Source organism: Luethyella okanaganae, assembly GCF_042660285.1.
Lineage (GTDB): Bacteria > Actinomycetota > Actinomycetes > Actinomycetales > Microbacteriaceae > Luethyella > Luethyella okanaganae.
This window is the reverse complement of record NZ_JBHSTP010000001.1, coordinates 77,721-100,799: the sequence shown is the minus strand read 5'-3', so window position 1 is coordinate 100,799 and position 23,079 is coordinate 77,721. Positions and strand designations below refer to the sequence as shown.

Here is a 23,079-nt window from a genome sequence, read left to right as displayed (position 1 = left end):
CACACCGGTCGAGGGGATGCCCGATCACGCGATCTCGGGCACCTCGATGCCGAACCGCTCCCTGAGCGCGAGCCGCGCCGCGAACCAGCCGTTCATGCCGTGCACCGCAGGGCCAGGCGGCGTCGCGCTCGAGCAGAGGTAGACGCCAGGCAATGGCGTGCGCCACGGCGCGGTCGAGACGACCGGTCGCCGCACCAGCTGCGACAGCGTGATGGCACCCGAATAGATGTCGCCGCCGGGATAGTTCGGGTTGTAGGCGGCGAGCTCGGCCGCCGAAGTCGAGGCCGAGGCAAGCACGCTGTCGCGGAATCCGGGCGCGAATCGCTCGATCGCCGCGGTGACGAGCTCTGTCGCATGCAGGGTCGAGCCGGCGGGCACATGCAGGTAGGCCCAGACCGTCTGCGCGGCGCCCGGCGCCCGGCTCGGGTCGAGCACGCCGGGCTGCGTGAGCAGCACATACGGATGCTCGGGCATCCGCCCCGTCGCCACGAGGTTCTCGGCGGCAGCGATCTCGGCCCGACTGCCGCCGAGATGCACGGTCGGCGCGAGCCCGACCTCGGGATTCGCCCACGGAACCGGCCCCGCGACGGCGAAGTCGACCTTCGCGACTCCGGAACCGTAGCGGTAGCGATCGAGCGAGCGCAGGTATCGAGGCGGCAGCGGTGCGGTGCGAAGAAGCTCTGGCGAGGTGTCCAGCAACGTCACCCGCGAAGGCGAGCGATCGGCCAATTCGGCGAGGGAGGTCACGAGGGCGTCCGTCTCGACGGCGCCACCGTGCTCGACGAGGTCGGCGACGAGAGCGTCGGCGATCGCCTGCGACCCGCCGACGGGGTAGCCCCACCCGCCGGCATGCCCGTGTGCGGCGAGCAGCAGGCCCACGCCGGCCGAGGTGAACCCTGGCATCCGCCCGGCTGCGTGAGCGACGACCCCGGTGAAGAGGGCGGGTGCGACCTCGTCCCGAAAGCGGGCGTTCCACAGACCCGTGCCCTGTTCGAAAGCGCGCACGCCGAGGCGGAGGGCCGCAATCGGATCGTGCGGCCACCTGAGCAGCTGGTGCCCGGTGACATCGACCACGCCGTCGATGCGACGCACGAGTGGCTCGACGAGCCGTCGCCACGCCCCGCCGTCGCGACCGAGCCCGTCGACCGTGCGATCGAGGTCTCGCCAGGCGAGCCCGGCACCACGGGCCAAGGGGTGCGCGTACGAGAGTTCGGGCGTGATCCAGTCGAGCCGGTCGAAGAGCCCGATCGACCGGAAGAACGGCGAGGCGAACGCCGCCGGATGCACCGCCGAGCAGACGTCGTGCCGAAAACCCGGCAGGGTCGACTCGGTCGTGCGCATGCCTCCGCCGAGCGTGGGGGCGGCTTCGACGAGCCGCACCGCGAGCCCCGCGCGCGCCGCCGTGACCGCTGCCGCGAGCCCGTTCGGTCCGCTGCCAACGACCGTGACGTCGGTCTCGCGATCATTCACGCTGGCTGCCCATGCATATCAGACTAGGCCGGTCGCGCGCGTCTCTCATGCTTCGGCGACCGCTCCGATCTCACCGCGGCAGCGACTGTCGCTCTCGCGATCCCCAAGTCCCTCGGGACCAGCCGCCGAATCGACGCCCAATCTTCCACCGAGATCGCCCATCCAATCTGCATGGGCGGTCTAGATTTCGAACGTCGCTACGACCTCACCTTCGAGCGAGGTCGACAGTCAACTCTCGCGACCTCGAACTGCGGGCACCCCTCAACCCTGGCACCTGCGATCCCTGCTCGCCGGATCTGGGACCGCAACCGTCGCATTGACACTGGCGCTTGGCGCTGCTCCAGCACAAGCCGCTGATGCGACCTGGTGGAGTGGGCAAGGGTGTCACAACGTGTGGCGATACGAGACCGGAGCGACTCTTTCCCAGTCACGCATGGGAATCCGTGGCACCGGCGGCTCCACCGCTGGTCTGAGCAAGATCACCGTGTACTTCGGCGGCTACTCCTCGAGCACATGGTCCGGAAGCCTGCATGTCAACGGCCCCCGCTCGTACGGGGCCGGCAAGTTCATGGTGTTCTGGAACGGGGGTCAGAACGGGGAGTGCGCCGGCCAGAGCCACGGTAGCGCCCTGAACGTCGGCGCTCCCGCAACCTCGCCTCAGCCGGCTGACCGTCTCTATGGGCGCATTCGAGAGCCGGGAGTCGTACTTCTACCCGCCGCCGAACGAAACTCGCTGACGACAGCGTCGATACGGTCCTGCATCGGTCCTTGGGGGTGAGGAGTTCGGCCGCCCACGCACCTGCGGGCGCCAAGGCGGTGAGCGCGGCGATGGCGACGGAGGTTACGACACGGGTGATGCGCATGAGACAAGCTCCGTTTCTCGGTGGTCGGGAGTCACTCGATCAGCGCTCCCAGACTGTGTAGTCGATGACCGACAGGCTCCGGATGTCGGTGCGATCGCTGCCGATGTAGATGGTCTCGGAGGCGATGATCGCCCCCGTTTCGGTCGAGATGATCAGCAGGTCTTCGAGCTCCCCCGGCTCACGATCGGTCGCCTTGAGCGCCACGCCGACGCGGCCGAGACGGTCCGTGACCGCCCCTGCGACCGTCAACCCGCGGACCGTGCGCAGGTAGGACAGGATCGCGATCTCCTGTCCCTTGTCGAGGGGGACGTTCGACAGGAGGCCGGAGATCTCGATGATCGTCTCCCCCGCCGTCAGCGAGTCCTTGCCTGCGGCACGGGCCAGATAGCTGCCGATCAGCGCCGGATCAGTCGGCACCGGCTCGGCGAAGGGGCTCGCATATTCTCCGCGAGCGTATGACTCGTCAGCAAGAACCGTGCCCGTTTTCGTCAGCCCCTCCGTGTCCTCGCCCGGAAAGGGATCGGCTGCCACGACGAGGGATCGTACGCTCCCGTCCTTCTCGAACATGGTCTCGTTCCATTGCGGCTCCACCGTCGATGACGTGATGTTTCCTTTCGCGTCGACGGTCGTGTTCAGCGACCAGGTCTGAGCTCGGATCGTGTTCCCAGAGGGGAGTTCCACATCGCGTCTTTTCTGCTCCAGGTCCTCCAGCAAGGCGGGAACGGTCTCATCGACCGAGGTCGTCTCCAGTAGCGGCGGGGTCATCGCGACTGCAGGTGTCTGATGGAGAACCGAGATCATGACCGTGCCGAGGACAACCAGCGCGGCCGCAGCTGATCCGACGATCCTGAGCAGCTGACCGCCCCGCCTGCGGTTAGCCGGACGCCGCGGCCGGCGGATCGCGCTCCTGCGGTCCGGATTCGACAGCAACAGATCTGCGAGCTCGCGTTTGGCGCGATCGGACAGTGGCTGATAGCGGTTCCCGCTGAGGGGGCGGGCCGCGCGGATCCGTCGTTCAACCTCGTCCATCATTCGCCTCCTTCGTATCGGGTCAGCTGCTGCTCGCATGCTTTTGAGAGCCATGCTTCGAGTGCCCGTCGTGCGCGCAGCAGCCTCACGCGCACACTGACCACGGAGGTGCCGAGGATCTCAGCCATCTCATGTCGGGTCAGGTCCTCCCAATAGGCCATGAAGAGAAGCTCTCGATCCTCTTCTCGCAGGTCGTTCATGCACCGCCGGACCTCCAAAGCGTCGTCATCGTCGATGCTCAGAACCTGTTCTACGTACAGCGGGAGTACCTGCTGGCGCAGCTGCTCTGAACGGACGAGCCGCTGATATTCGTTGCCGATGATGTTGCGAAGCACCCGGTAGATCCAAGAGAGGGTGAGCTCGTTGCCTTCGAGATGGTGCATCCAGGCGACACGAAAGGTCTCGTGCGTGACGTCTTCGGCATCGGCGAGCCCTGAGAGCCGTTGCTGCGCCACGGAGAGAAGGAGCTCGTAGTTGGACCCGTAGAACAGTGCAAAGGCATCACCGCTCGGTGCCGCATTCGGCTGGGCATGTTCGGGGTCCATCTCGGGTCTTTCTCGGTGCTCGTGGCCTGGGTACCTGACGCTATCCGGTGATCGTGGTCGTGGACAGCGCGCCGTAGACGAGGACGCCTGCACCGATGGCGAGGCAGATCGCGAATGCGAGAATCCGACCGATCGCGCCGCCCTTGTTCGGTCCGCGCGGCCTCCAGCCGGGTATCGCGAGAGCGCAGACCAGACCGACCAGGCCGACGACGCCCAACAGCGCCCCCGCGATGATGATGATGCCCATGATGGATCATTCCTTTCCTGAAACGGTGATGCCGTCACCGGCGGAGGCGATGAGTCGGCCGTCCCGAAGCTCGTGGATCGCGTCGCACTGCTCGGCGAGCTCGAGATCGTGCGTGACGATGACGACGAGATGGCCGGCGTCCGCGATCTCGCGCAGATGCTCGAAGACCCGCACCCCGTTCGCCTGGTCGAGAGCTCCCGTCGGTTCATCCGCGAGGATGACCTTCGGGCTGTTCACGATCGCTCGGGCGAGTGCCACGCGCTGCCGTTGCCCCCCTGAGAGGTTCTTGACAGGGTAGTCGACCAGATCGCCGACCCCGAAGCGCATGAGCGCCTCGGTGACGAGGCGGCGCTGCCCCCGCGGACGACGGGCCGAGTACACGAGCGGGATCCGCACGTTCTCGAACACGGTGTCCGTCTCGATCAGCGCGAAGTCCTGCACCACGTATCCGAAGGTCTCGTTCCGGAACCGTGCAGCCCACCGTTCGCTCCGGCTGGTGATGAGCTCCCCCTGGATGGACACCGTTCCCGATGTCGGCTCGGTCAGCCTCCCGATGACGTTCAGGAGGGTCGACTTCCCGCCTCCAGAGGGCCCGACGATAGCGGTGATGCGGGATGGGTGAAGCCGCAGGGACACGTCGCGCACGGCGTGAACGGTCTCCTCGCCGACACGGAACTCCTTGCTGACGTTTTCGAGGACGATCATGGCCTCACTCCTTCCGTAGCATGCTGGTGACGCTCGCGCGCCGGAGGGTGACGAGAACCCGGATGGACAGGATGACATGCGCGACGAGAACCGCCGCGATCGCGATCGCGAGCACTTGGCCGACGTTCACGGTGACCGCTGCGAATCCGGCGAAGATGAGCGTCGACGGAACCGAGAACGCCGCCGCGAGAAAAAGATTGACTCTCAGGACGATGTGGCCGTTGTTCGCGCCGTAGAGTCGCTCTATCGAGTAGCGGCGGAGGTTGCTGGCGATCAGCGCGTCGACCGTGGAGACGATGGTGCCCAGAAGCACGATCAGGAGGCAGGCGAAGAAGAGCAGGAACATGCCGCTCTTGCCGAGTTGGGCCTCGTAGACCGTCGACACGCGCTGACTCAGATGCTGCGGAACCACCTCGATCCCTCCCGTGGAGGATGCCGCTTCCACATAGGAGTCGATGAGCTGATCAGACGGGTCGAACAGGACGGTCCTCCCGACGACCTCCTGCTGCCAGACGTCGGCCGCGTTCGCCTCGCTGAAGCGTTCGTATGTGCTCAGCAGGACGATTCTGTCGTCGAGGGAATCGTATCCCATCCACGGGTCGAGATAGGAAGCTCCCGCGGTCAAGCGCCCGTCGATGGTGACGTGGCGGGTTCCGAGCTCGAGGACGTCGCCCGGCTGGTACTGATGCACGTTCGAGCCGATGAGGACAGCGTCGTGCTCGGCTGTGTCGTTCGGCAGATGGTAGGCGTCGGCGAATCCCCCGAGCACGACGAGGATCGGGGCGTCGAGCTGGGCGCCGTCGAAGTAGTTGTTCTTGATCACCGAGTAGTCGGCGGTCTTCGCATTCAACGTGTCCGCGAGGAGGGTGCCCATTCGCTCGTTGATATCGGGCGCGCGGGCGTCGTCGTAGTAGATCGTGAAGTACGACACGTTCTCGACGCCGAGCTCGCTGGCGAGTCGGAGGTCGTTGGCGCTTCTGAGCGTGTCGTTGAGCGTCAATGACAGGCTGGCGGCCACCACGACGACCTGCAGGATCAGCAGGAAGGTGCGGAACCGCAGCGAGACGAGTTCTTTGACGGCGGTGCCGAGCTGGTAGCCGATCATGTGCGGCTCCACCTGGACGTCTGTACGACGACAGCCGCGGTGAACAGCGCCACGAGCACGACCGTGTTCGCGAGGACCACGACAGTCAGCTCCATCGCTCCGGGCAGGACCGACAGCGTCCCCAGCGCGCGCAGCACCGACATTCCGACGAGGACGCCGACTGCGGTACCCACGACGGCCGCGAGTGCCACAAGCCGAACGGAACGAAGGGTGAAGCTCGCCGGACGGGCGCCGCAGAGGCGTTCGATCAGGTATCTGCGCTTGTTCGAAGCGCCCCAGTTCAGACACAGCAGCAGCGCGCTCCCATAGACGAGGAGCAGGGAGCTCTCATACGCGTACGTGAGCGGCTCGCTCTGGATGATCGACCACGCATCGACGTCCAGCTTCACCTTCGCCACGAGGTAGCCGTTGGCTGTCAGCACAGCTGCGAGTCCCTCGGCGATGCCCGGGTCCTGAGCGTCGATGTAGTACACGCCGTGGACGTTCTCCTGCGTGAACAGGGAGTAGACGTACTCCGTTCTGAACGGCACGGACGCCGGACCGTAGTGGCCGAGAATCGTCACATCCTCCGGGATGTAGCGTTCTTCCCGACCCACAAGGTACGAGTCGGCTCTGATGATCGCTGTCGGGTCGGCGCGAGCGAAGTCCCCCGGTTTGAAAGCGCGACCCGTCGTCATCCGAATGTCGGCGAAGCGTCCTCGGGGATCGTACAGTCCGATCCTGGGGCCGTCACCGTCCTGCGCGTCGAGCACGACCACTGCATCCTCACCGTCGAGGAGGGCGCGCAGTTCGGTGTTGATCCGCTGCGCGCGATCAGCGGTCGGTGCCTCGCCTCCGGGATCGGGGATGACGGTCAGGGTGTAGGCGTGGTCGCTCATGCGGTAGTTCGCCTCGCTCCAGTCGTGCACCGCAGAGCGCACGTGACCGGCGACGACCGAAAGCATGATGCCGAGCGTGCATGCCACAGTAGCGAGGAGGATCGGGAACCGCAGCCTCATGCGATGATCCGCCTTCGAGAGGGCACGCAGGCGCGCCCACGTCGCCCTGAGAGGGCGGCGCGGAACGCGCCTGCGTGCGAGCGCCTCACCTGCGGGTCACCACCAGTTGTAGCCGCAGGAGAATTGCGTCGAGGGAACGCTCCAGTCCCACGAGTCCCAGAACCGGTAAGACTTGCTCTTGACCGCCGTCGAGGTGCTGCTAGCGGTGTTCGCGGTGTACTGACGCCCCGAGTCGGACACGCCGGGGATCAGGTAGCGCAGCCACCCGTTCTTGGCGTGAAGGCCGGAGTCGTTGTACGACGCCTGCACCTGCACGTACCCGTCGTAGTAGAGCTGCCACTGCTCCGTGGAGGTGCAGTAGTTCGGGCCTGCGGCGTTCGCCGCCTGGGTGGTGACTGGGCCGACGCCCGCGACGAGGGCGAGAGCCACGACCGTGGCTCCGACGCGGCTCCTGAGCCGCGATGAGAATAGGGTCATTTTCCCGTAACCTTTCTTCTGTGAACGGCGCACATCAGGCCTTCGAACCTATGCGCCGGGAACTGAACTGGTATCGGCGAGCACATCTCCCGCTGCCGACGGGGCGGGTCCCTACTGCTGGGGCTCGCCCTTGTGCACGGTCCCGCGAACGGGTGCCAAGCGTGGACGGTGGCCTCCTCCTTCCGAAGTCAGCCTTTGACTGGGTTATTTGACGAGCACCGCTCCGCGTTACACATGCACCGGAAATTGTTCCCCAAGCTCCCTCCCTCCTCCGCTGGCGCGTCGCTGCTACGAGACCCCCGGGGCACTCACCACGAGGTTCATCGTTTTCTCGTGAACCCCACAGCCGTGACTGCGGATTGTCGAAGCGAGGGGGCCTTCCTCACAGACCCGCACTCGCGCGGGCATCCCAGTTGAGGAGGCTCCCCTTGAACATCGACCTGCTGTTCGCTGTCGTGTCGGTTCTGCCGGCCAAGATCGACATCACCCCGAACGACAACGGCCTGCCGAGCCTGCCCCAGTTGAAGGTGATCGTGGGCCGCCGACACTGCGGCCTGGATGTTCGAGGTGGTGTGGACGGCGATCGACTCGACCACCCTGGTCCGGTGTGCCACCACCGTGCCATTCCGAAAGTCGCTTGTCGTCCATTTCCGGCCTCCTATGTTCATTGGAAGACGGCACGAAAAAAGCCCGGACCTGCAGTTTTCTGCAGTTCCGGGCCTCTGATCAGTCCTTTCGGGCTATGGGCTCAAGTTGTAACCCTAGAAGTCCCAGTCCTCGTCTTCCGTGACGACGGCCTTGCCGATCACATACGAGGAGCCGGACCCCGAGAAGAAGTCGTGGTTCTCGTCGGCGTTCGGAGAGAGCGCCGAGAGGATCGCCGGGTTCACATCCGTGACCGACTTCGGGAACATCGCCTCGTAGCCGAGGTTCATGAGGGCCTTGTTGGCGTTGTAGTGCAGAAACTTCTTGACGTCCTCGGTGAGACCGACGCCGTCGTAGAGGTCCTGCGTGTACTGCACCTCGTTGTCGTAGAGCTCGTACAACAGCGAGAAGGTGTAGTCCTTGATCTCGTCGCGCTTGGCCTGGTCGACGAGCTCGAGGCCCTTCTGAAACTTGTAGCCGATGTAGTAGCCGTGCACAGCCTCGTCGCGGATGATGAGGCGGATCAGGTCGGCCGTGTTGGTGAGCTTCGCGCGACTCGACCAGTACATCGGCAGGTAGAAGCCGGAGTAGAAGAGGAACGACTCGAGCAGGGTCGAGGCGACCTTGCGCTTGAGCGGTTCGTCGCCACGGTAGTACTCCATGACGATCTCGGCCTTCTTCTGCAGGTTCGGGTTCTCGACCGACCAGCGGAAGGCGTCGTCGATCTCCTTCGTCGAACACAGCGTCGAGAAGATCGACGAGTAACTCTTGGCGTGCACCGACTCCATGAACGCGATGTTCGTGTAGACGGCCTCCTCGTGCGGCGTGAGCGCATCGGGGATGAGCGAGACGGCGCCAACGGTTCCCTGGATGGTGTCGAGCAGGGTCAAGCCGGTGAAGACGCGCATCGTCATCTGCTGCTCGGACGGAGTGAGCGTGGCCCACGACTGCACGTCGTTCGAGAGCGGCACCTTCTCGGGCAGCCAGAAGTTGTTGACGAGACGGTTCCACACCTCGACATCCTTCTCGTCCTGGATCCTGTTCCAGTTGATGGCGTTGACGTGGCTGACGAGCTTGAGCTTGCCTTGGTGTGCTGGATCGCTCTGCGCGGAGTTCACCGGATCAGTGAGAGTCATTTCTTCGTTCCTCGGTTGACGCTGATAGGGCGTGTCGGAATCAGGGCTAGAGCATGCATGAGACACAGCCCTCGACCTCGGTGCCCTCGAGGGCGAGCTGGCGCAGCCGGATGTAGTAGATGGTCTTGATGCCCTTGCGCCACGCATAGATCTGGGCCTTATTGATGTCACGCGTCGTCGCGGTGTCCTTGAAGAACAGCGTGAGCGAGAGGCCCTGATCGACATGCTGCGTCGCGGCGGCGTAGGTGTCGATGATCTTCTCGGCGCCGATCTCGTAGGCATCCTGGTAGTAGTCCAGGTTGTCGTTCGTCATGAACGGCGCCGGGTAGTAGACGCGACCGATCTTGCCTTCTTTGCGGATCTCGATCTTCGACGCCACCGGGTGGATCGACGAGGTCGAGTTGTTGATGTAGCTGATCGATCCGGTCGGCGGCACGGCCTGCAGGTTCTGGTTGTAGATGCCGTGCTCCTTCACGGATGCCGCGAGCTCACGCCAGTCGTCCTGCGTGGGGATGTGCACGCCGGCGGTGTCGAACAACTCCTGCACCCGGCGGGTCGACGGTGCCCATTCCCGCTCGGTGTACGTGTCGAAGAACTCGCCGGAGGCATACTTCGAGTCCTCGAAGCCTTCGAAGGCCTGGCCGCGCTCGATCGCGATCGTATTCGAGGCTCGCAGCGCGTGGAAGAGCACCGTGTAGAAGTAGATGTTCGTGAAGTCGATGCCCTCTTCGCTGCCGTAGTAGACGCGCTCGCGGGCAAGGTAGCCGTGCAGGTTCATCTGGCCGAGGCCGATCGCGTGCGACTTGTCGTTGCCGTCTTCGATCGAACGCACCGAGGCGATGTGGCTCTGGTTCGACACCGAGGTGAGGCCGCGGATGGCAGTCTCGACCGTCTTGCCGAAGTCGGGCGAGTCCATCGTGAGGGCGATGTTCAGCGAACCGAGGTTGCAGCTGATGTCCTTGCCGATTCGGTCGTAGGAGAGGTCCTCGTTATAGCTCGTCGGCGTGTTGACCTGGAGGATCTCCGAGCAGAGGTTCGACATGTTGATGCGACCCTTGATCGGGTTCGCCTTGTTCACGGTGTCCTCGTACATGATGTACGGGTAACCGGACTCGAACTGTATCTCGGCGAGCGTCTGGAAGAACTCACGCGCCTTGATCTTCGACTTCTTGATGGCCGGGTTGTCGACCATCTCGCGATACTTCTCGGTGACCGAGATGTCGGCGAACGGCACACCGTAGGCACGCTCGACGTCGTAGGGCGAGAAGAGGTACATGTCCTCGTCGTTCTTGGCGAGCTCGAAGGTGATGTCGGGCACGACGACGCCGAGTGAGAGCGTCTTGATGCGGATCTTCTCGTCAGCGTTCTCGCGCTTGGTGTCGAGGAAACGCAGGATGTCGGGGTGGTGGGCCTGCAGGTAGACCGCGCCGGCACCCTGGCGCGCGCCGAGCTGGTTGGCGTAGCTGAAGCTGTCCTCGAGCAGCTTCATGACGGGAATGATCCCGCTCGACTGGTTCTCGATCTGCTTGATCGGCGCGCCGGCCTCACGGATGTTGGAGAGCAGGAGCGCAACGCCGCCGCCGCGCTTCGATAGCTGCAGAGCCGAGTTGATGCCGCGGGCGATCGACTCCATATTGTCCTCGATACGCAGCAAGAAGCAGGAGACGAGTTCGCCGCGCTGCGCCTTGCCCGTGTTGAGGAAGGTCGGCGTCGCGGGCTGGAACCGGCCGGCGATGATCTCCTCGACGAGGTTGACCGCGAGCTTCTCGTCGCCCTGGGCGAGGCCGAGCGCTGTCATGACGACACGGTCCTCGAAGCGCTCGAGGTACCGCTTTCCATCGAAGGTCTTGAGCGTGTATGAGGTGTAGTACTTGAATGCGCCGAGGAAGGTCTCGAAGCGGAACTTCTTCGAGTAGGCGAGGTCGTTGAGCTTCGTAATGAACTCGAAGGGGTACTGATCGAGCACGGCCTGCTCGTAGTACTCCTTCTCGACGAGGTAGTCGAGGCGCTCTTTGAGCGAGTGGAAGAAGACCGTGTTCTGGTTGACGTGCTGGAGGAAGTACTCGCGGGCGGCTTCGCGGTCTTTGTCGAACTGGATCTCGCCGTTCGGCCCATAGAGATTGAGCATCGCATTGAGGGCGTGGTAGTCCATGCCCGTGCGCGGCGCGTCGATCACTGCGACGCTGTTACTGGTTGTGCTGCCCAAAATGAGTCCAATCCCTCTTCGACGATGCGCACATCGTCTGGTGTTCCGAATACTTCGAAGCGATACAGATGGGGCACATCGCACTTGGATGAGATGATGTCCCCCGCGAGGCAGAACGCCTCACCGAAATTCGTGTTTCCCGCGCCGATGACGCCGCGGATGAGCGACCGGTTCTTCTCGTCGTTGAGAAACCGGATCACCTGCTTCGGAACGGCCCCGTGCGCGTCGCCCCCGCCGTAGGTGGGCACGACGAGCACATAGGGCTCTTCCGCTGTGAGCGGTGCATCCTTCGCATAGAGCGGGATCCGCTTCGCCTGACGGCCGAGCTTCTGCACGAATCGGTGCGTGTTGCCCGAGATGCTGGAGAAGTAGACCAGATCGGTCATGGGATCACCTCTCTCATTCCATGAACGGCGAATGGGATAGCTGCCAATGGATACCGCGGATGTCGCGACTACTACACGACGCGCAACGCGAGCTCGTCGATCTTGTCGGGGCGGAAGCCCGACCAGTGGTCGGCATCGGTGATGACGACCGGTGCCTGCAGGTAGCCGAGCTCCTTGACGGCCTCGAGAGCCTTCTCGTCGACCGAGAGGTCGAAGACTTCATATTCGATGCCCTTGTTGTCGAGGGCTCGATAGGTAGCCGTGCACTGCACGCAGGAAGGCTTGGTGTAGACCGTGACAGTCATCTCATCCCCTTGTTTTTCGCTGATTCCCCACAGGGTTGCTGGACTTCTAATACTACATCTAGTGCTTGTGGAAGTTAACAGCCACTAGATGATGTAGTTACATTTATGTAGTTTTCCACGTATTATTCACTGGTTTTCAACAGGGCGCTACGCTGCGATCGGCCATATTCCGCGGCTCATGGCAGGGTTATCCACAGCCCGGAATTTATGAATTTTTTTGCCTGTGAGTGATCTCCCGGCGTGTCGCCGTCGGATGCCCGAACCACTACATCTTGTACTACTAGCGCAACTCTGCCACCACCCACCGACATTCCCGGTTGCGTTGCGGGCCACGTCGTGCGGGCCTGTTGCGGGCCGTGTTTCGAGCCTGTTGCGGCCCACGTCGCGCGCGGGCCTGTTGCGGGTCCCCCCACGGAGCCGTCGTCGCGGGCTCCGGCCCCGCCCCGTCCAGAAACGCAGGACAAGAGGTGCGCTGGGGCTCCCCTACCCTCAAAGTGCCTCTAGTCCTGCATTCGCTTGGTGGTGAGCGGACAGAGACGGAGACGGAGACAGAAACGGAGAACGGGGCGGGAGGGGCGGGAACGGAGACAGGGACGGGCGGGAACGGAGACAGGGACAGGAACGGCGGACGGGCGCGGGAACGGAGACGGAGACAGGGGGCGGAGACGACAATCGGCCCCTGCCAAAGGCAGGGGCCGACCGAAGCAGATCGCTGCGAGCTACTTGGTGAGCGGCTCGAGAGTCGGGTCGTTGGCGTACGCCTTGGCCGCGTTCTCCTTGGTCACGATCACAGGAGGCAGCAGGTACGACGGGACGATCTTCTTGCCATTGTCGTATGACTTGGTGTCGTTGACCTCGACCTCGACGCCCCCTTGGAGCTGCTGGACCATCTTGATCGCCTGGGCGACAAGCAGACGGGTGTCCTTGTTGATGGTCGAGTACTGCTCGCCGGCCATGATCGACTTGACCGACTCGACCTCGGAGTCCTGTCCGGTGACGACCGGGATGGGCTTGCCTGCGGCCTTCACCGAGGTGATGATGGCCCGGGCGAGGGTGTCGTTCGGCGAAAGCACTCCATCGATCGACTTGTCGCTGTAGGTGCTGGTGAGCAGCGAGTCCATACGGCTCTGGGCGTTCTCAGCCTTCCAGCCCGCGGTCGCCGTCTGCTTGATGTCGGTCTGGCCGGAGCCGACGACGAGAGTGCCGTCGTCGATCTTCGGCTGCAGCACGCTCATCGCACCGTTGAAGAACACGGCCGAGTTCGCGTCGTCCGACGATCCTGAGAACAGCTCGATGTTGTGCGGGCCTTTGCCCTTTGCAGCGAGGCCGTCGAGCAGCGCCTGACCCTGCAGCTCACCCACCTTGAAGTTGTCGAAGGCGACGTAGTAGTCGACGCTGTCGGTGTTCAGGATGAGACGGTCGTAGGCGATGACGACCGCGCCGGCATCGTGGGCTGCTTTCACCTGCGTGCTGAGCTGACCGCCGTCTGCCGCGCCGACGATGATGACCTTGGCGCCATTGGTGACCATCGCCGAGATCTGGTCCTGCTGGTCCTTGACGATGGTCGAGGCACCCGCGTACTGGACGTCTCCCTTGAAGCCGGCTTTTTCGAGACCGCTTTCGAAGAGACCGCCCGCGAGCACCCAGTTCTCCGACGTCTTCGATGGAAGGGCGACGCCGATGAGAGAGTCAGCGGCGAACCCGGCAGCGGCGCCTGTGCTCGCAGGCGCGTCTGTTCGTGAGGAGCAGCCCGAGAGGGCCAGCAGTGCGACGGAGGCGACCGCCACCGTCGTGAGGGCGAGTTTACGCATTGTCAATCACTTTCTGTTTGGAGGGTAGGTAGCAGGTCGCTGGGAGGAAAGCAGGGCGGCCGGAGTCAACTGGGAAGATCACTCGGTCTCGCCGTCTCAGGGGTCCCCGCCGTGGGAACCACGGCCGGAGGCTCCGAAGACTCGGCGGTCTTCCGCCCGCGGGTCAGGAAGCCTATGACGGACGGACGCCCCTGGCTCTTGTTCCACACGTCGACGCCGACCGCGACGAGCAGCACGAGGCCCTTGATGATCTGAACGAGGTCCGACCCGACGCCGAGCAGTTGCAGGCCGTTGTTGAGCACCGCCATGACGAGCCCACCGATGATGGAACCGGTCACGGTTCCGATGCCGCCGGAGACCGCAGCCCCGCCGATGAACACGGCCGCGATGGCGTCGAGCTCCCAGCTGAGGCCGTCCTGCGGCCCGGATGCCACCGAGCGGGCCACGAAGATCATGCCAGCGAGGGCCGCCAGAATGGACATGTTCATCATGACGAGGAAGTTGACACGCCGTGACTTGACGCCCGAGAGCTCCGCCGCGAGCTTATTGCCGCCGACCGCGTAGATGTGACGGCCGAAGATCGTGTTCCGCGTCACGAAGGAGTAGAAGACGATGAGCACGCCGAGGATGATCCCCGAGACGGGGAAGCTCGTGCCGACGCGGCCACCGGCAAAGAGGAACGTCACGTAGATCACGACGGCGTCGAGCAGGACGACCCGCACGATACTGACCCACAGCGGCACCGTCTCGGAACCCATCGTGCGCTGCACCCGCCGCGCACGCCACTCACGGTAGACGACGACGGCCGCGACGATGAGCCCGAGCAGGAGCGTGAGGTTGTTGTATCCGGTGTATGGTCCGATCTCCGGAAGATACCCGGCGCCGATCATGGTGAAGCCTTCTGGCACAGGGACGGTGTTCGCGTTTCCGATGAGCTGGTTGCCGCCTCGGAAGATGAGCATGCCGGCCAGCGTCACGATGAAGGCCGGCACCCCCACATACGCGACCCAGACGCCCTGCCACGCGCCGATGAGCGCACCGATGACGAGGCCGAAGAGAATGGCGAGCGGCCAGGGGAGGTGCCAGTTCTGCATGGACGTCGCCACCACGATGCCGACGAACGCGGCGACCGAGCCGACGGAGAGGTCGATGTGCCCTGCGATGATCACCATGACCATGCCGATAGCGAGAATCAGGATGTAGGAGTACTGGCTCACCAGGTTGATCAGGTTGCCCGACGACAGCGTGAGGCCGTCGGTCAATACCTGGAAAAGCACCACGATGGCGATGAGGCTGAACAGGATGCCGAACTGCCTCGCACTCGACCCGGTGCCGCCGATGATCTTCTTGAGGTCTGCGAACTTGCTCTGGGAGCCCGTCTCTGCGCTCATGTGCTCTGAACTTTCTTCCTCGCGGAGGTCATGCTTCTCATCAGGGTTTCCGGATCGGCTTCGGCAGCCGGGATGCAATCGGTTATGGATCCTTCGAACACCGTGTAGATGCGGTCGACGAGGCCGAGCAGCTCAGGCAACTCAGAGGAGATGAGGATCACACCCTTGCCCTGGGCGGCGAGCGCCTGGATGATGCCGTAGATCTCGTACTTCGCGCCGACGTCGATTCCGCGGGTCGGCTCGTCGAGAATGAGCAGGTCTGGGTCAGTGAACATCCACTTGGCCAACACGACCTTCTGCTGGTTGCCGCCGGAGAGCTTGTTGACGCCGGCGTCCACGCTGGGCGTCTTGATGCGGAGGGTCTTGCGGTATTCCTCGGCGACGGAGTACTCCTTGGCCTCGTTGACCACCTGCCCAACCGAGATCTTCGTGAGCTTCGCCGACACGACCGACCTCTTGATGTCGTCGAGCAGGTTGAGGCCGAGTGCCTTGCGGTCCTCGCTCACATAGGCCAGACCGTGCTCGATCGCCTCGGCGACACTGCGCAGTTCGATCGCCTCGCCGTTCTTGTAGATCTGGCCGGAGACGTATTTGCCGTAGGAGCGCCCGAAGATGCTCATGGCCAACTCGGTGCGGCCAGCACCCATGAGCCCGGCGATGCCGACGATCTCTCCACGCCGCACGTTCAGGCTGGAACCCTTGACCACGAGGCGTTCGGCCGCGAGCGGATGCTGCACGGTCCAGTCCCGCACCTCGAAGAAGACCTCGCCGATGCGCGGCGTGCGGTCGGGAAAGCGGCTCTCGAGGCTGCGGCCGACCATGCCACGGATGATGCGGTCCTCGTTGACCCCGTCATCCTTGACATTGAGGGTCTCGATCGTCTTGCCATCTCGGATGATCGTGATGGAGTCGGCCACCTGCTCGATCTCGTTGAGCTTGTGCGAGATCACGATGGAGCTGATGCCCTTGCCTTTGAGGCCACGGATCAGGTCGAGCAGGTGCTGTGAGTCCGCCTCGTTGAGCGCGGCCGTCGGCTCGTCGAGGATGAGCAGCTTGACCGACTTGTTGAGGGCTTTGGCGATTTCGACGAGCTGCTGCTTGCCGACGCCGATGTGCTTGACGAGCGTGTCGGGATCCTCGCGCAAACCGACGCGGGCGAGCAGCTCGATGGCGCGCTTCTTGGCCTCGACCCAGTTGATGACCCCGAACGCCCCGAGCTCATTGCCGAGAAAGATGTTCTCGGTGATCGAGAGCTCCGACACGAGTGCGAGCTCCTGATGGATGATCGCGATGCCGGCCGCCTCACTCGAGCGGATGTCCTTGAACTGAACATGCTCACCGCGGAATATGATGTCGCCCGTATAGGTCCCCGCCGGGTACACGCCCGAGAGCACCTTCATGAGCGTCGACTTGCCCGCGCCGTTCTCGCCGCAGATCGCGTGCACCTCGCCGGCCAGCACAATGAGCGAGACATTCGAGAGGGCCTTGACTCCTGGGAACTCCTTGGTGATCGATCGCATCTCGAGGATCGCCGGTTCTCCTGCCATCACAGCACCTCCTCTCCGATGGGGCGCGTGGGGAGACGCGCCGGGGGACGGTCGCGGTCGCGGACTGAGCGATGGCGGCAGCCCGACGACGCGGCGACGACGCAGTTGCCGTTCCGGGCGAAGAGAGTACTCACGGGCTTGACCTCGATGTCATGCGGTAGACGAAGAAGAGGACCGATCCACGGTGCGTGTGACCGTTCACATCGTGACCAATGGTGCTCTCGCAACCTTTCGATGTCAAGTTGAGCCATCGCGCCTGGGTAACGGGACCACCCGGCTAGGCGGGTCCGGTCGAGTCCCGCACGATGAGTTGCGGTCGCACAAGCTCCTCTCGGGGGCCGATGTCGTCGTGCATCTCGGCGAGGAGCAGGGCGATCGCCCGCCTGCCGATCTCCCGGAAATCCTGATACACGGTCGTGAGCGGCGGCCACAGGTGCTTCGCGATGGGAACATCGTCGAAGCCGACGACGCTCACCTCGCCCGGCACATCGATCCCCGCCTCGCGGAAGGCATGCAGAAGCCCGATCGCCATGTGGTCGTTCGCAGCGAAGACAGCCGTGAAATCACGATGGTGCAGCAGCTCCCGACCGGCGAAGTAGCCGAAGTCCGCCGACCAGTCGCCGAGGATCGGCGGATGGGTACGCAGCTCAGCCTCGTCGATCTCGTCGAGAAAGCCCTGCATGCGCGCCTCGGCCTCGATCCAGTCCTGCGGTCCGGCGAGATGGATGATCTCACGGTGACCGAGTTCGACGAGATGCCGGGTGGCCATGCGCGCCCCTGCGATCTGATCGACGGCGAGCGCACGATGTTCGGCATGCCCGGTCGACTGCAGACTCACATAGGGCACCTCGATTGCCATCGCCGCGAGCAGGTCGAAGACCCGCACCTGTGGGGCGATCACGACGAGACCCTCGATGGCCTGGTTCATGAGGTGTTCGATCGCGCCGGCGATCGACTCGGGAGCTGTCGAAGCGATGTTCGCGGTGTTGACGTAATAGCCTGCTTCGCGGGCGGCATCCTCGATCGCCGCGATGCTGCTCGTCGGCCCGTATTGCGTGCTCGATGCGGTCAGCACTCCGAGCGTGTGCGACTTGCTCGTGACGAGGGCTCGCGCCGCGCGGTTCGGCCGATACTGCAATTGCTCCATGACGTCGAGCACGCGCTGCTTCGTCGTCTCACGGATGCTCGGGTGGTTGTTGAGCACACGGGAGACCGTCTGATGCGAGACTCCGGCGAGGCGGGCGACATCGCGGATGCTGGGCGCTCGGCTCTTGGGCGGGTCCTCGGTCACGTCATCCTGTTCTCGGCCATGTTTACGTTCACATACTCCGCCGCAGCTCAATTATGCACAAGGCCGGGGAATGTGACAGACACATTTGTGACAGTCACATCGCAGTCTCGTCGCCACCCCATGCTGATGACACTCCCGTGACGAGCAGAGCAACCGCGATCTCCACAGGAGTGAGGGCTCCCCGACTGTGCAACACCGATCCGGGCGCGCTGGCGGGGCAGGCCGACGTCGGACGACGGAGGATCCTCAGCCGAGGGACGGGAGTTCGGCGAAGGCCCGAACCGGAAACGTCCCGAAGCCCTCCACGAGAGGGGGCACCGCGGTGAAACGAGCTCCCTGGGCCGGCAGTTCACCGAGGTGCGCGAGGTGCTCGACGATGTGGACACCGGCCTCGAGCAGCAGTGAATGCGCGGGCCGCTCGCCGCCGGACTCGGTGTCGTCGATGTTGAGCGAGTCGATGCCGACGAGTACGACTCCCCGCTCGACGAGGTGCCGCGCACCTGCCTCTGTGAGGAACGGCGCGCCGACCGCGTACTCCGGTTCGCCGAAGAAGCGGTCCCAGCCGGTGTGCAACAACACGGCCGAACCGCGCAGCTCACGGTCGAAGAACGTCGCGGCGGGAATACCGCGGCTCGCGGAATCCATCACATGGAACACCTCGGCCCGCAGTCCGACAAGCGTGTCGAGTGCGAGCCCGGCCAGGTCTGCACCGCCCGCATACCGATGGAAGGGGCTGTCGAGATAAGTGCCCGTGTTGCCGATCATCGTGATCAGGTCCATGGCGAACTCAGTGCCTGCTGCATAGCGACTTCTGGATTCCTCGCGGGTGAGGTGCGACGTGAACACCGGAACCGGGAGGCCCGGGTAGGTGACCAGGCCCTCACGTATGACGTGGCTGAGCTCGACGAAGCGACTCCCCGTCTCGCGGTCCCCCGCACCGCCGGCACCGCCGGCCGCACCGAGAGATTCGGCGTTCGGGTTCGCGGCGATCGCCTCGGTGAGCAGCTCGCCCAGCGACATCCCCCTGCTGCCGCGATGCCGTTCGCGCACGAACTCCACATTGCTCAGAGCGACGTCTTCGACGAGCGCGAGGCCGAGGTGGCGCACGAACAGTTCCGCGAGACGCTGCGGCGAGACGTCCGCCGCCGGCACGTCGAGACGGAAGCCATGGGTCGAGAGACCGCCGCCATTGACGAAGGTGACCTCGGCGTCGAAATGAGCGCGATACTCGGTCAACCTTTCCTCCATGTCTTGAACAGGCTCACGACGACCGCCACGACGGCAAGGCAAGCGGGGACGAGCAGGTTCGGACCGGCGAGCACGAGCAGACCCGCCGTGAGCACGGTCGACACGCTGAGAGTTTCTCGGTCGACGTCACCCGTCTATCCCGTCTATCCTGATGGTCGCCCCCGGTATCCGAAATCGCAGAGTTGACGCACATCGTTGAAATACTGCCAAAGCGCCGGCTACGACCTCGGCTCCTCCATCCACCACTCCGTGAACGAGGTCGCCCTCCCGTCCGGGGCGAGCCGGATCACCCAGAGGTTGTGATAAGTGTTGTCGACGTAGTCGGTCTTCGCCTGCACCACGGCCGTGTCGTCCGTGACGACCACGGGCTGCCACTCGAAGGTATAGTCGTTCGGTTCATCGCCCACCTCGATCCACTTGGCGACGATCTCGTCGCGCCCGTGCCACGGTTTCGCGTGCGGGCGCGTACGGTACTCCGCGTCCTCGGTGAAGAGGGCACGAATGTCGTCGGGGGCGTTCGAGTCCCAGGCGCGCCGATACCCGTCGATCCAGTGCGTAATCACGTCATTCATGCTTCCGTTCTACTCCCCCGAGCCAGCGACCCGCCAGAGCGCGGGCACACCCGCTCCCCGCCCCGCGTTCACAACTCAGGCAGTCTTCCGCACTTCGCGAGCGGCCACCACTTATCGGGGCCGGAGCCGACGAGCGAGAAGAACTGCCGGAGTTGTGAACACGAGGGGTGCACGCGGCCGGTCGGCGAAGCGAGACCGCTCAGACTCGGGAGAGCGCCTGGTCGAGGTCGGCGATGAGGTCCTCGACGTCTTCGATGCCGACGGAGAGTCGCACGATGTTCGCAGGAACCTCGAGTTCGGTGCCACGCACTGAGGCGTGCGTCATTTCCGAGGGGTAGTTGAGCAGCGATTCCACCCCGCCGAGCGATTCGGCAAGCTGGAAGAGACGCGTCGCCTCGCTGAAGGTGCGCGCTGCGACCTCCCCACCGCGCATGGCCAGCGACAGCATCCCGCCGAAGCCCGACATCTGCCGGGCGGCGAGCTCATGGCCGGGATGCGTGGCGAGGCCAGGATAGTAGACGGTTTCGACGGCAGGATGCCCCGCGAGGTGCTCGGCGATCGCCTGTGCGTTGCGGCTGTGCCGTTCCATCCGCAGGGCGAGGGTCTTGATGCCGCGGATCGTGAGGAAGGCCTCCATCGGCGCCGATACGGCTCCCACCGCGAATTGGATGAACCTGACCTTCTCGTGCAGTTCGTCGTCGTCGATCACGAGCGCGCCGCCGATCACGTCGGAGTGACCCCCGAGATACTTGGTCGTCGAGTGCACGACCACGTCGGCACCATGAGCGAGTGGACGTTGCAGCGCGGGCGAGGCGAAGGTGTTGTCTACGACGACGAGCGTCCCGGCGCGGTGACCGATCTCCGCGAGCGCGGCGATGTCACTCACTTTCATGAGCGGGTTGCTCGGAGTCTCGATCCACAGGATCTTCGTCTCAGCCATGATCGCCGACTCCACGGCGGCGAGGTCGGCCTGGTCGACCGTCGTGTTGCGGATGCCCCAGGCGCCGTTCACCCGGTCGACGAGCCGGAAAGTACCCCCGTAGGCGTCGTTGCCGAGCACGACATGGTCGCCCGGAGCCAGCACGGCCCGCAGAATCGCATCCTCCGCCGCGAGTCCCGACGAGAACGACAGCCCGTGCGCGCCGCCCTCGAGCGCCGCGATCTGGAGCTCGAGGGCGGTGCGGGTGGGGTTGCCGCCCCGCGAGTACTCGTAGCCGCTGCGCAGTCCGCCGATGCCGTCCTGTACATAGGTGGAGGTCTGATAGATAGGCGGGATGACCGCGCCGGTGGTCGGGTCGAAATCCTGGCCGGCGTGGATGGCGAGCGTGTCGAACTTTTTCGATGAAACCATTAGGGGGTCCTTGAAGTTGGGCGGCCGAGAAGGCCTGAGCTGAAGGGATCAGTGACTCAGGTAGCTGAGCAGGTCGTGGCGGGTGATGACGCCGAGCGGCTTCCCGCCATCCGTCACAAGCAGGGCACTCGCCGTCCCGAATGCCGCGCGGGCTGCCGCGACCGACTCGTTCACCCCAATGAGCGGAAGCGGCTCCCCCGCGAACTGCCCAACCTTGTCGGTGAGCTTGGCACCGCCCGAGAACACGAATTCCATGAGTGAACGCTCCTCGATCGCCCCCGCGACCTCGCCCATGACGACCGGAGGCTCCGCGTTCAGCACGAGCACCTGCGAGACCCCGGAGTTCGTCATCTCGTCGATCGCCTCACGTACCGTGTCCGTGGAATGCACGTAGACGAGTGCCGGCATCCTGTCCGACTTCGAGGCGAGCAGATCGGCCACCGTGTGGCCGGCCGGCGCGTTGCTGAAGCCGTAGCTGCGCAGCCACTTGTCGTTGAAGATCTTGCCGAGGTATCCGCGCCCACCGTCCGGCAGCAGAACCACCACGATGTCGTCGGGGCCGAGAGACGCCGCCGCACGCAAAGCCGCAACGACAGCCATCCCGCTCGACCCCCCGACGAGGATTCCTTCCTCGAGGGCGAGCCGCCGAGTCATCGCGAAGGAGTCGGCATCGCTCACGGCGATGATCTCGTGCGGGATCGCCGGATCGTACGCCTCCGGCCAGAAGTCTTCTCCGACACCCTCGACGAGGTAGGGCCGCCCTGTTCCGCCGGAGAAGACGGATCCCTCCGGATCCGCTCCGATGATGCGCACGCGGTCGTTCGAGACCTCGCGGAGGTAGCGTCCTGTGCCGGTGATCGTTCCGCCTGTGCCGACGCCTGCGACGAAATGCGTGACCTTGCCGTCGGTGTCCCGCCAGATCTCCGGTCCGGTCGTCTCGTAATGGCTGAGCGGGCCGTTCGGGTTGGCGTACTGGTTGGGCTTGAAGGCACCCGGGATCTCGCGGGCGAGCCGGTCGGAGACACCGTAATAGGACTCGGGGCTGTCCGGGGCGACCGCGGTCGGCGTCACAACGACCTCGGCGCCGTAGGCCATGAGCACGTTGCGCTTGTCTTCACCGACCTTGTCGGGGCAGACGAAGACGCAACGGTAGCCGCGCTGCTGGGCGACGAGCGCGAGGCCGACGCCGGTGTTGCCGGAGGTCGGCTCGACGATCGTGCCGCCGGGTTTCAGGAGTCCGTCGTGCTCGGCGGCGTCGATGATGCGCGTCGCGATGCGGTCCTTCGCCGACCCGCCCGGGTTGAGGTATTCGAGTTTCACCAATACGGTCGCGGCAACGCCGTCCTTCACCCGGTTGAGTCTGACGAGGGGGGTATTGCCGACCAGATCGATGATGGTCTCGGCGTATTTCATGGGTGTCCTTCAGTTGTGGATGCCGTAGCACCTGGAAACGGTCCAAGTGTTGACTGCCGACGAGCGGCCGGAGTCAGGTCGGGGGTCGTTCAGCGACGACAACAGGAATTCACGACGGACACGATTCCACTGTAACCACTCGACGCCGGTTCTGCCATGTGCATACCTCCCCTGTGACAGCCCCAGGAGATCTGTGTCCAAGCCTGCCCTGATAGCGAAGCCCCCGTCGCCCGCTCACGCCGCCACCCACTCGCCCACGTCGCCCGGTCGGCCACGTCGCCCGCTCACACCGCCACCCGGTCGCCCAGGTCGCCCAGGTCGCCGGTCGTGCGCGCGGC

The 23,079-nt window shown here is 64.5% G+C and carries 21 protein-coding genes; 1 reads left to right on the top strand and 20 read right to left on the bottom strand.

Annotated features, from left to right (window positions below):
• Nucleotides 1-24: 24 nt before the first annotated feature.
• Nucleotides 25-1,470 carry a phytoene desaturase family protein gene (locus ACFQB0_RS00475; protein ID WP_386726191.1) on the bottom strand — a complete coding sequence of 482 codons (1,446 nt, stop codon included), beginning with the start codon at nt 1,468-1,470 and terminating at the stop codon, nt 25-27.
• Between the two features lie 433 nt (nt 1,471-1,903).
• Between ACFQB0_RS00475 and ACFQB0_RS00470 the strand changes: the two genes are divergently transcribed.
• Nucleotides 1,904-2,248: a hypothetical protein gene (locus ACFQB0_RS00470; protein ID WP_386726188.1), complete on the top strand. Its 345-nt coding sequence runs from the start codon at nt 1,904-1,906 to the stop codon at nt 2,246-2,248.
• Between the two features lie 124 nt (nt 2,249-2,372).
• Here the strand turns inward: ACFQB0_RS00470 and ACFQB0_RS00465 are convergent, their stop codons facing one another.
• The 19 genes from ACFQB0_RS00465 to ACFQB0_RS00375 form a co-directional block, all read right to left on the bottom strand.
• Nucleotides 2,373-3,365: a hypothetical protein gene (locus ACFQB0_RS00465; RefSeq protein WP_386726186.1), complete on the bottom strand. Its 993-nt coding sequence runs from the start codon at nt 3,363-3,365 to the stop codon at nt 2,373-2,375.
• The gene (locus tag ACFQB0_RS00460; RefSeq protein WP_386726184.1) at nt 3,362-3,907 is read right to left on the bottom strand and encodes an RNA polymerase sigma factor; all 546 of its coding nucleotides are present in this window, start codon (nt 3,905-3,907) and stop codon (nt 3,362-3,364) included. Before ACFQB0_RS00460 ends, ACFQB0_RS00465 begins: the two co-directional genes overlap by 4 nt.
• Nucleotides 3,908-3,947: 40 nt before the next feature.
• Nucleotides 3,948-4,154 carry a hypothetical protein gene (locus tag ACFQB0_RS00455; protein ID WP_386726182.1) on the bottom strand — a complete coding sequence of 69 codons (207 nt, stop codon included), beginning with the start codon at nt 4,152-4,154 and terminating at the stop codon, nt 3,948-3,950.
• Between the two features lie 6 nt (nt 4,155-4,160).
• Nucleotides 4,161-4,859, bottom strand: coding sequence for an ABC transporter ATP-binding protein (locus ACFQB0_RS00450; RefSeq protein WP_386726180.1), 699 nt, complete (start codon nt 4,857-4,859; stop codon nt 4,161-4,163).
• Nucleotides 4,860-4,863: 4 nt separating this feature from the next.
• On the bottom strand, nt 4,864-5,964 hold the full coding sequence (locus tag ACFQB0_RS00445) for a hypothetical protein (RefSeq protein ID WP_386726177.1): 1,101 nt from the start codon (nt 5,962-5,964) through the stop codon (nt 4,864-4,866).
• Nucleotides 5,961-6,962: a hypothetical protein gene (locus ACFQB0_RS00440; protein ID WP_386726174.1), complete on the bottom strand. Its 1,002-nt coding sequence runs from the start codon at nt 6,960-6,962 to the stop codon at nt 5,961-5,963. Before ACFQB0_RS00440 ends, ACFQB0_RS00445 begins: the two co-directional genes overlap by 4 nt.
• Before the next feature lie 96 nt (nt 6,963-7,058).
• A complete protein-coding gene (locus tag ACFQB0_RS00435) occupies nt 7,059-7,439 on the bottom strand; it encodes a hypothetical protein (RefSeq protein ID WP_386726171.1) in 381 nt (126 codons plus the stop codon).
• Between the two features lie 761 nt (nt 7,440-8,200).
• Nucleotides 8,201-9,220: a class 1b ribonucleoside-diphosphate reductase subunit beta gene (gene nrdF / locus ACFQB0_RS00430; RefSeq protein WP_386726169.1), complete on the bottom strand. Its 1,020-nt coding sequence runs from the start codon at nt 9,218-9,220 to the stop codon at nt 8,201-8,203.
• A 46-nt stretch (nt 9,221-9,266) separates the two neighbouring features.
• The gene (gene nrdE, locus ACFQB0_RS00425; protein WP_386729571.1) at nt 9,267-11,372 is read right to left on the bottom strand and encodes a class 1b ribonucleoside-diphosphate reductase subunit alpha; all 2,106 of its coding nucleotides are present in this window, start codon (nt 11,370-11,372) and stop codon (nt 9,267-9,269) included.
• Between the two features lie 20 nt (nt 11,373-11,392).
• Nucleotides 11,393-11,812, bottom strand: coding sequence for a class Ib ribonucleoside-diphosphate reductase assembly flavoprotein NrdI (gene nrdI / locus ACFQB0_RS00420; protein WP_386726168.1), 420 nt, complete (start codon nt 11,810-11,812; stop codon nt 11,393-11,395).
• 71 nt (nt 11,813-11,883) lie between these two features.
• The gene (gene nrdH / locus ACFQB0_RS00415; protein WP_386726166.1) at nt 11,884-12,117 is read right to left on the bottom strand and encodes a glutaredoxin-like protein NrdH; all 234 of its coding nucleotides are present in this window, start codon (nt 12,115-12,117) and stop codon (nt 11,884-11,886) included.
• 719 nt (nt 12,118-12,836) lie between these two features.
• Complete coding sequence (locus ACFQB0_RS00410) at nt 12,837-13,928, bottom strand: substrate-binding domain-containing protein (RefSeq protein WP_386726163.1); 1,092 nt, start codon at nt 13,926-13,928, stop codon at nt 12,837-12,839.
• Nucleotides 13,929-13,993: 65 nt separating this feature from the next.
• Entirely contained in the window at nt 13,994-15,319 is a 1,326-nt protein-coding gene (mmsB, locus tag ACFQB0_RS00405; RefSeq protein ID WP_386726161.1) for a multiple monosaccharide ABC transporter permease, read from the bottom strand.
• Nucleotides 15,316-16,866: a multiple monosaccharide ABC transporter ATP-binding protein gene (gene mmsA / locus ACFQB0_RS00400; protein WP_386726159.1), complete on the bottom strand. Its 1,551-nt coding sequence runs from the start codon at nt 16,864-16,866 to the stop codon at nt 15,316-15,318. The genes mmsB and mmsA overlap by 4 nt, the downstream gene beginning before the upstream one ends.
• Nucleotides 16,867-17,143: 277 nt before the next feature.
• A complete protein-coding gene (locus tag ACFQB0_RS00395) occupies nt 17,144-18,157 on the bottom strand; it encodes a LacI family DNA-binding transcriptional regulator (RefSeq protein WP_386726158.1) in 1,014 nt (337 codons plus the stop codon).
• Nucleotides 18,158-18,403: 246 nt separating this feature from the next.
• Nucleotides 18,404-19,393 (bottom strand): cyclase family protein, encoded by a 990-nt coding sequence (locus ACFQB0_RS00390; RefSeq protein WP_386726156.1) that lies wholly within the window; start codon nt 19,391-19,393, stop codon nt 18,404-18,406.
• Between the two features lie 230 nt (nt 19,394-19,623).
• Complete coding sequence (locus ACFQB0_RS00385) at nt 19,624-19,977, bottom strand: nuclear transport factor 2 family protein (protein ID WP_386726153.1); 354 nt, start codon at nt 19,975-19,977, stop codon at nt 19,624-19,626.
• A 199-nt stretch (nt 19,978-20,176) separates the two neighbouring features.
• Nucleotides 20,177-21,328, bottom strand: coding sequence for a cystathionine gamma-synthase (locus ACFQB0_RS00380; RefSeq protein WP_386726150.1), 1,152 nt, complete (start codon nt 21,326-21,328; stop codon nt 20,177-20,179).
• A 48-nt stretch (nt 21,329-21,376) separates the two neighbouring features.
• Nucleotides 21,377-22,741 carry a cystathionine beta-synthase gene (locus ACFQB0_RS00375; RefSeq protein WP_386726147.1) on the bottom strand — a complete coding sequence of 455 codons (1,365 nt, stop codon included), beginning with the start codon at nt 22,739-22,741 and terminating at the stop codon, nt 21,377-21,379.
• Nucleotides 22,742-23,079: the final 338 nt, after the last annotated feature.

What these genes read in the sequence shown, in the direction of transcription:
- ACFQB0_RS00470 (WP_386726188.1), top strand. Translation starts at nt 1,904, where the DNA reads ATGGGAATCCGTGGCACCGGCGGCTCCACCGCTGGTCTGAGCAAGATC.
- ACFQB0_RS00465 (WP_386726186.1), bottom strand. Translation starts at nt 3,365, where the DNA reads ATGATGGACGAGGTTGAACGACGGATCCGCGCGGCCCGCCCCCTCAGC.
- ACFQB0_RS00460 (WP_386726184.1), bottom strand. Translation starts at nt 3,907, where the DNA reads ATGGACCCCGAACATGCCCAGCCGAATGCGGCACCGAGCGGTGATGCC.
- ACFQB0_RS00455 (WP_386726182.1), bottom strand. Translation starts at nt 4,154, where the DNA reads ATGGGCATCATCATCATCGCGGGGGCGCTGTTGGGCGTCGTCGGCCTG.
- ACFQB0_RS00450 (WP_386726180.1), bottom strand. Translation starts at nt 4,859, where the DNA reads ATGATCGTCCTCGAAAACGTCAGCAAGGAGTTCCGTGTCGGCGAGGAG.
- ACFQB0_RS00445 (WP_386726177.1), bottom strand. Translation starts at nt 5,964, where the DNA reads ATGATCGGCTACCAGCTCGGCACCGCCGTCAAAGAACTCGTCTCGCTG.
- ACFQB0_RS00440 (WP_386726174.1), bottom strand. Translation starts at nt 6,962, where the DNA reads ATGAGGCTGCGGTTCCCGATCCTCCTCGCTACTGTGGCATGCACGCTC.
- ACFQB0_RS00435 (WP_386726171.1), bottom strand. Translation starts at nt 7,439, where the DNA reads ATGACCCTATTCTCATCGCGGCTCAGGAGCCGCGTCGGAGCCACGGTC.
- nrdF (WP_386726169.1), bottom strand. Translation starts at nt 9,220, where the DNA reads ATGACTCTCACTGATCCGGTGAACTCCGCGCAGAGCGATCCAGCACAC.
- nrdE (WP_386729571.1), bottom strand. Translation starts at nt 11,372, where the DNA reads ATGGACTACCACGCCCTCAATGCGATGCTCAATCTCTATGGGCCGAAC.
- nrdI (WP_386726168.1), bottom strand. Translation starts at nt 11,812, where the DNA reads ATGACCGATCTGGTCTACTTCTCCAGCATCTCGGGCAACACGCACCGA.
- nrdH (WP_386726166.1), bottom strand. Translation starts at nt 12,117, where the DNA reads ATGACTGTCACGGTCTACACCAAGCCTTCCTGCGTGCAGTGCACGGCT.
- ACFQB0_RS00410 (WP_386726163.1), bottom strand. Translation starts at nt 13,928, where the DNA reads ATGCGTAAACTCGCCCTCACGACGGTGGCGGTCGCCTCCGTCGCACTG.
- mmsB (WP_386726161.1), bottom strand. Translation starts at nt 15,319, where the DNA reads ATGAGCGCAGAGACGGGCTCCCAGAGCAAGTTCGCAGACCTCAAGAAG.
- mmsA (WP_386726159.1), bottom strand. Translation starts at nt 16,866, where the DNA reads ATGGCAGGAGAACCGGCGATCCTCGAGATGCGATCGATCACCAAGGAG.
- ACFQB0_RS00385 (WP_386726153.1), bottom strand. Translation starts at nt 19,977, where the DNA reads ATGAATGACGTGATTACGCACTGGATCGACGGGTATCGGCGCGCCTGG.
- ACFQB0_RS00380 (WP_386726150.1), bottom strand. Translation starts at nt 21,328, where the DNA reads ATGGTTTCATCGAAAAAGTTCGACACGCTCGCCATCCACGCCGGCCAG.
- ACFQB0_RS00375 (WP_386726147.1), bottom strand. Translation starts at nt 22,741, where the DNA reads ATGAAATACGCCGAGACCATCATCGATCTGGTCGGCAATACCCCCCTC.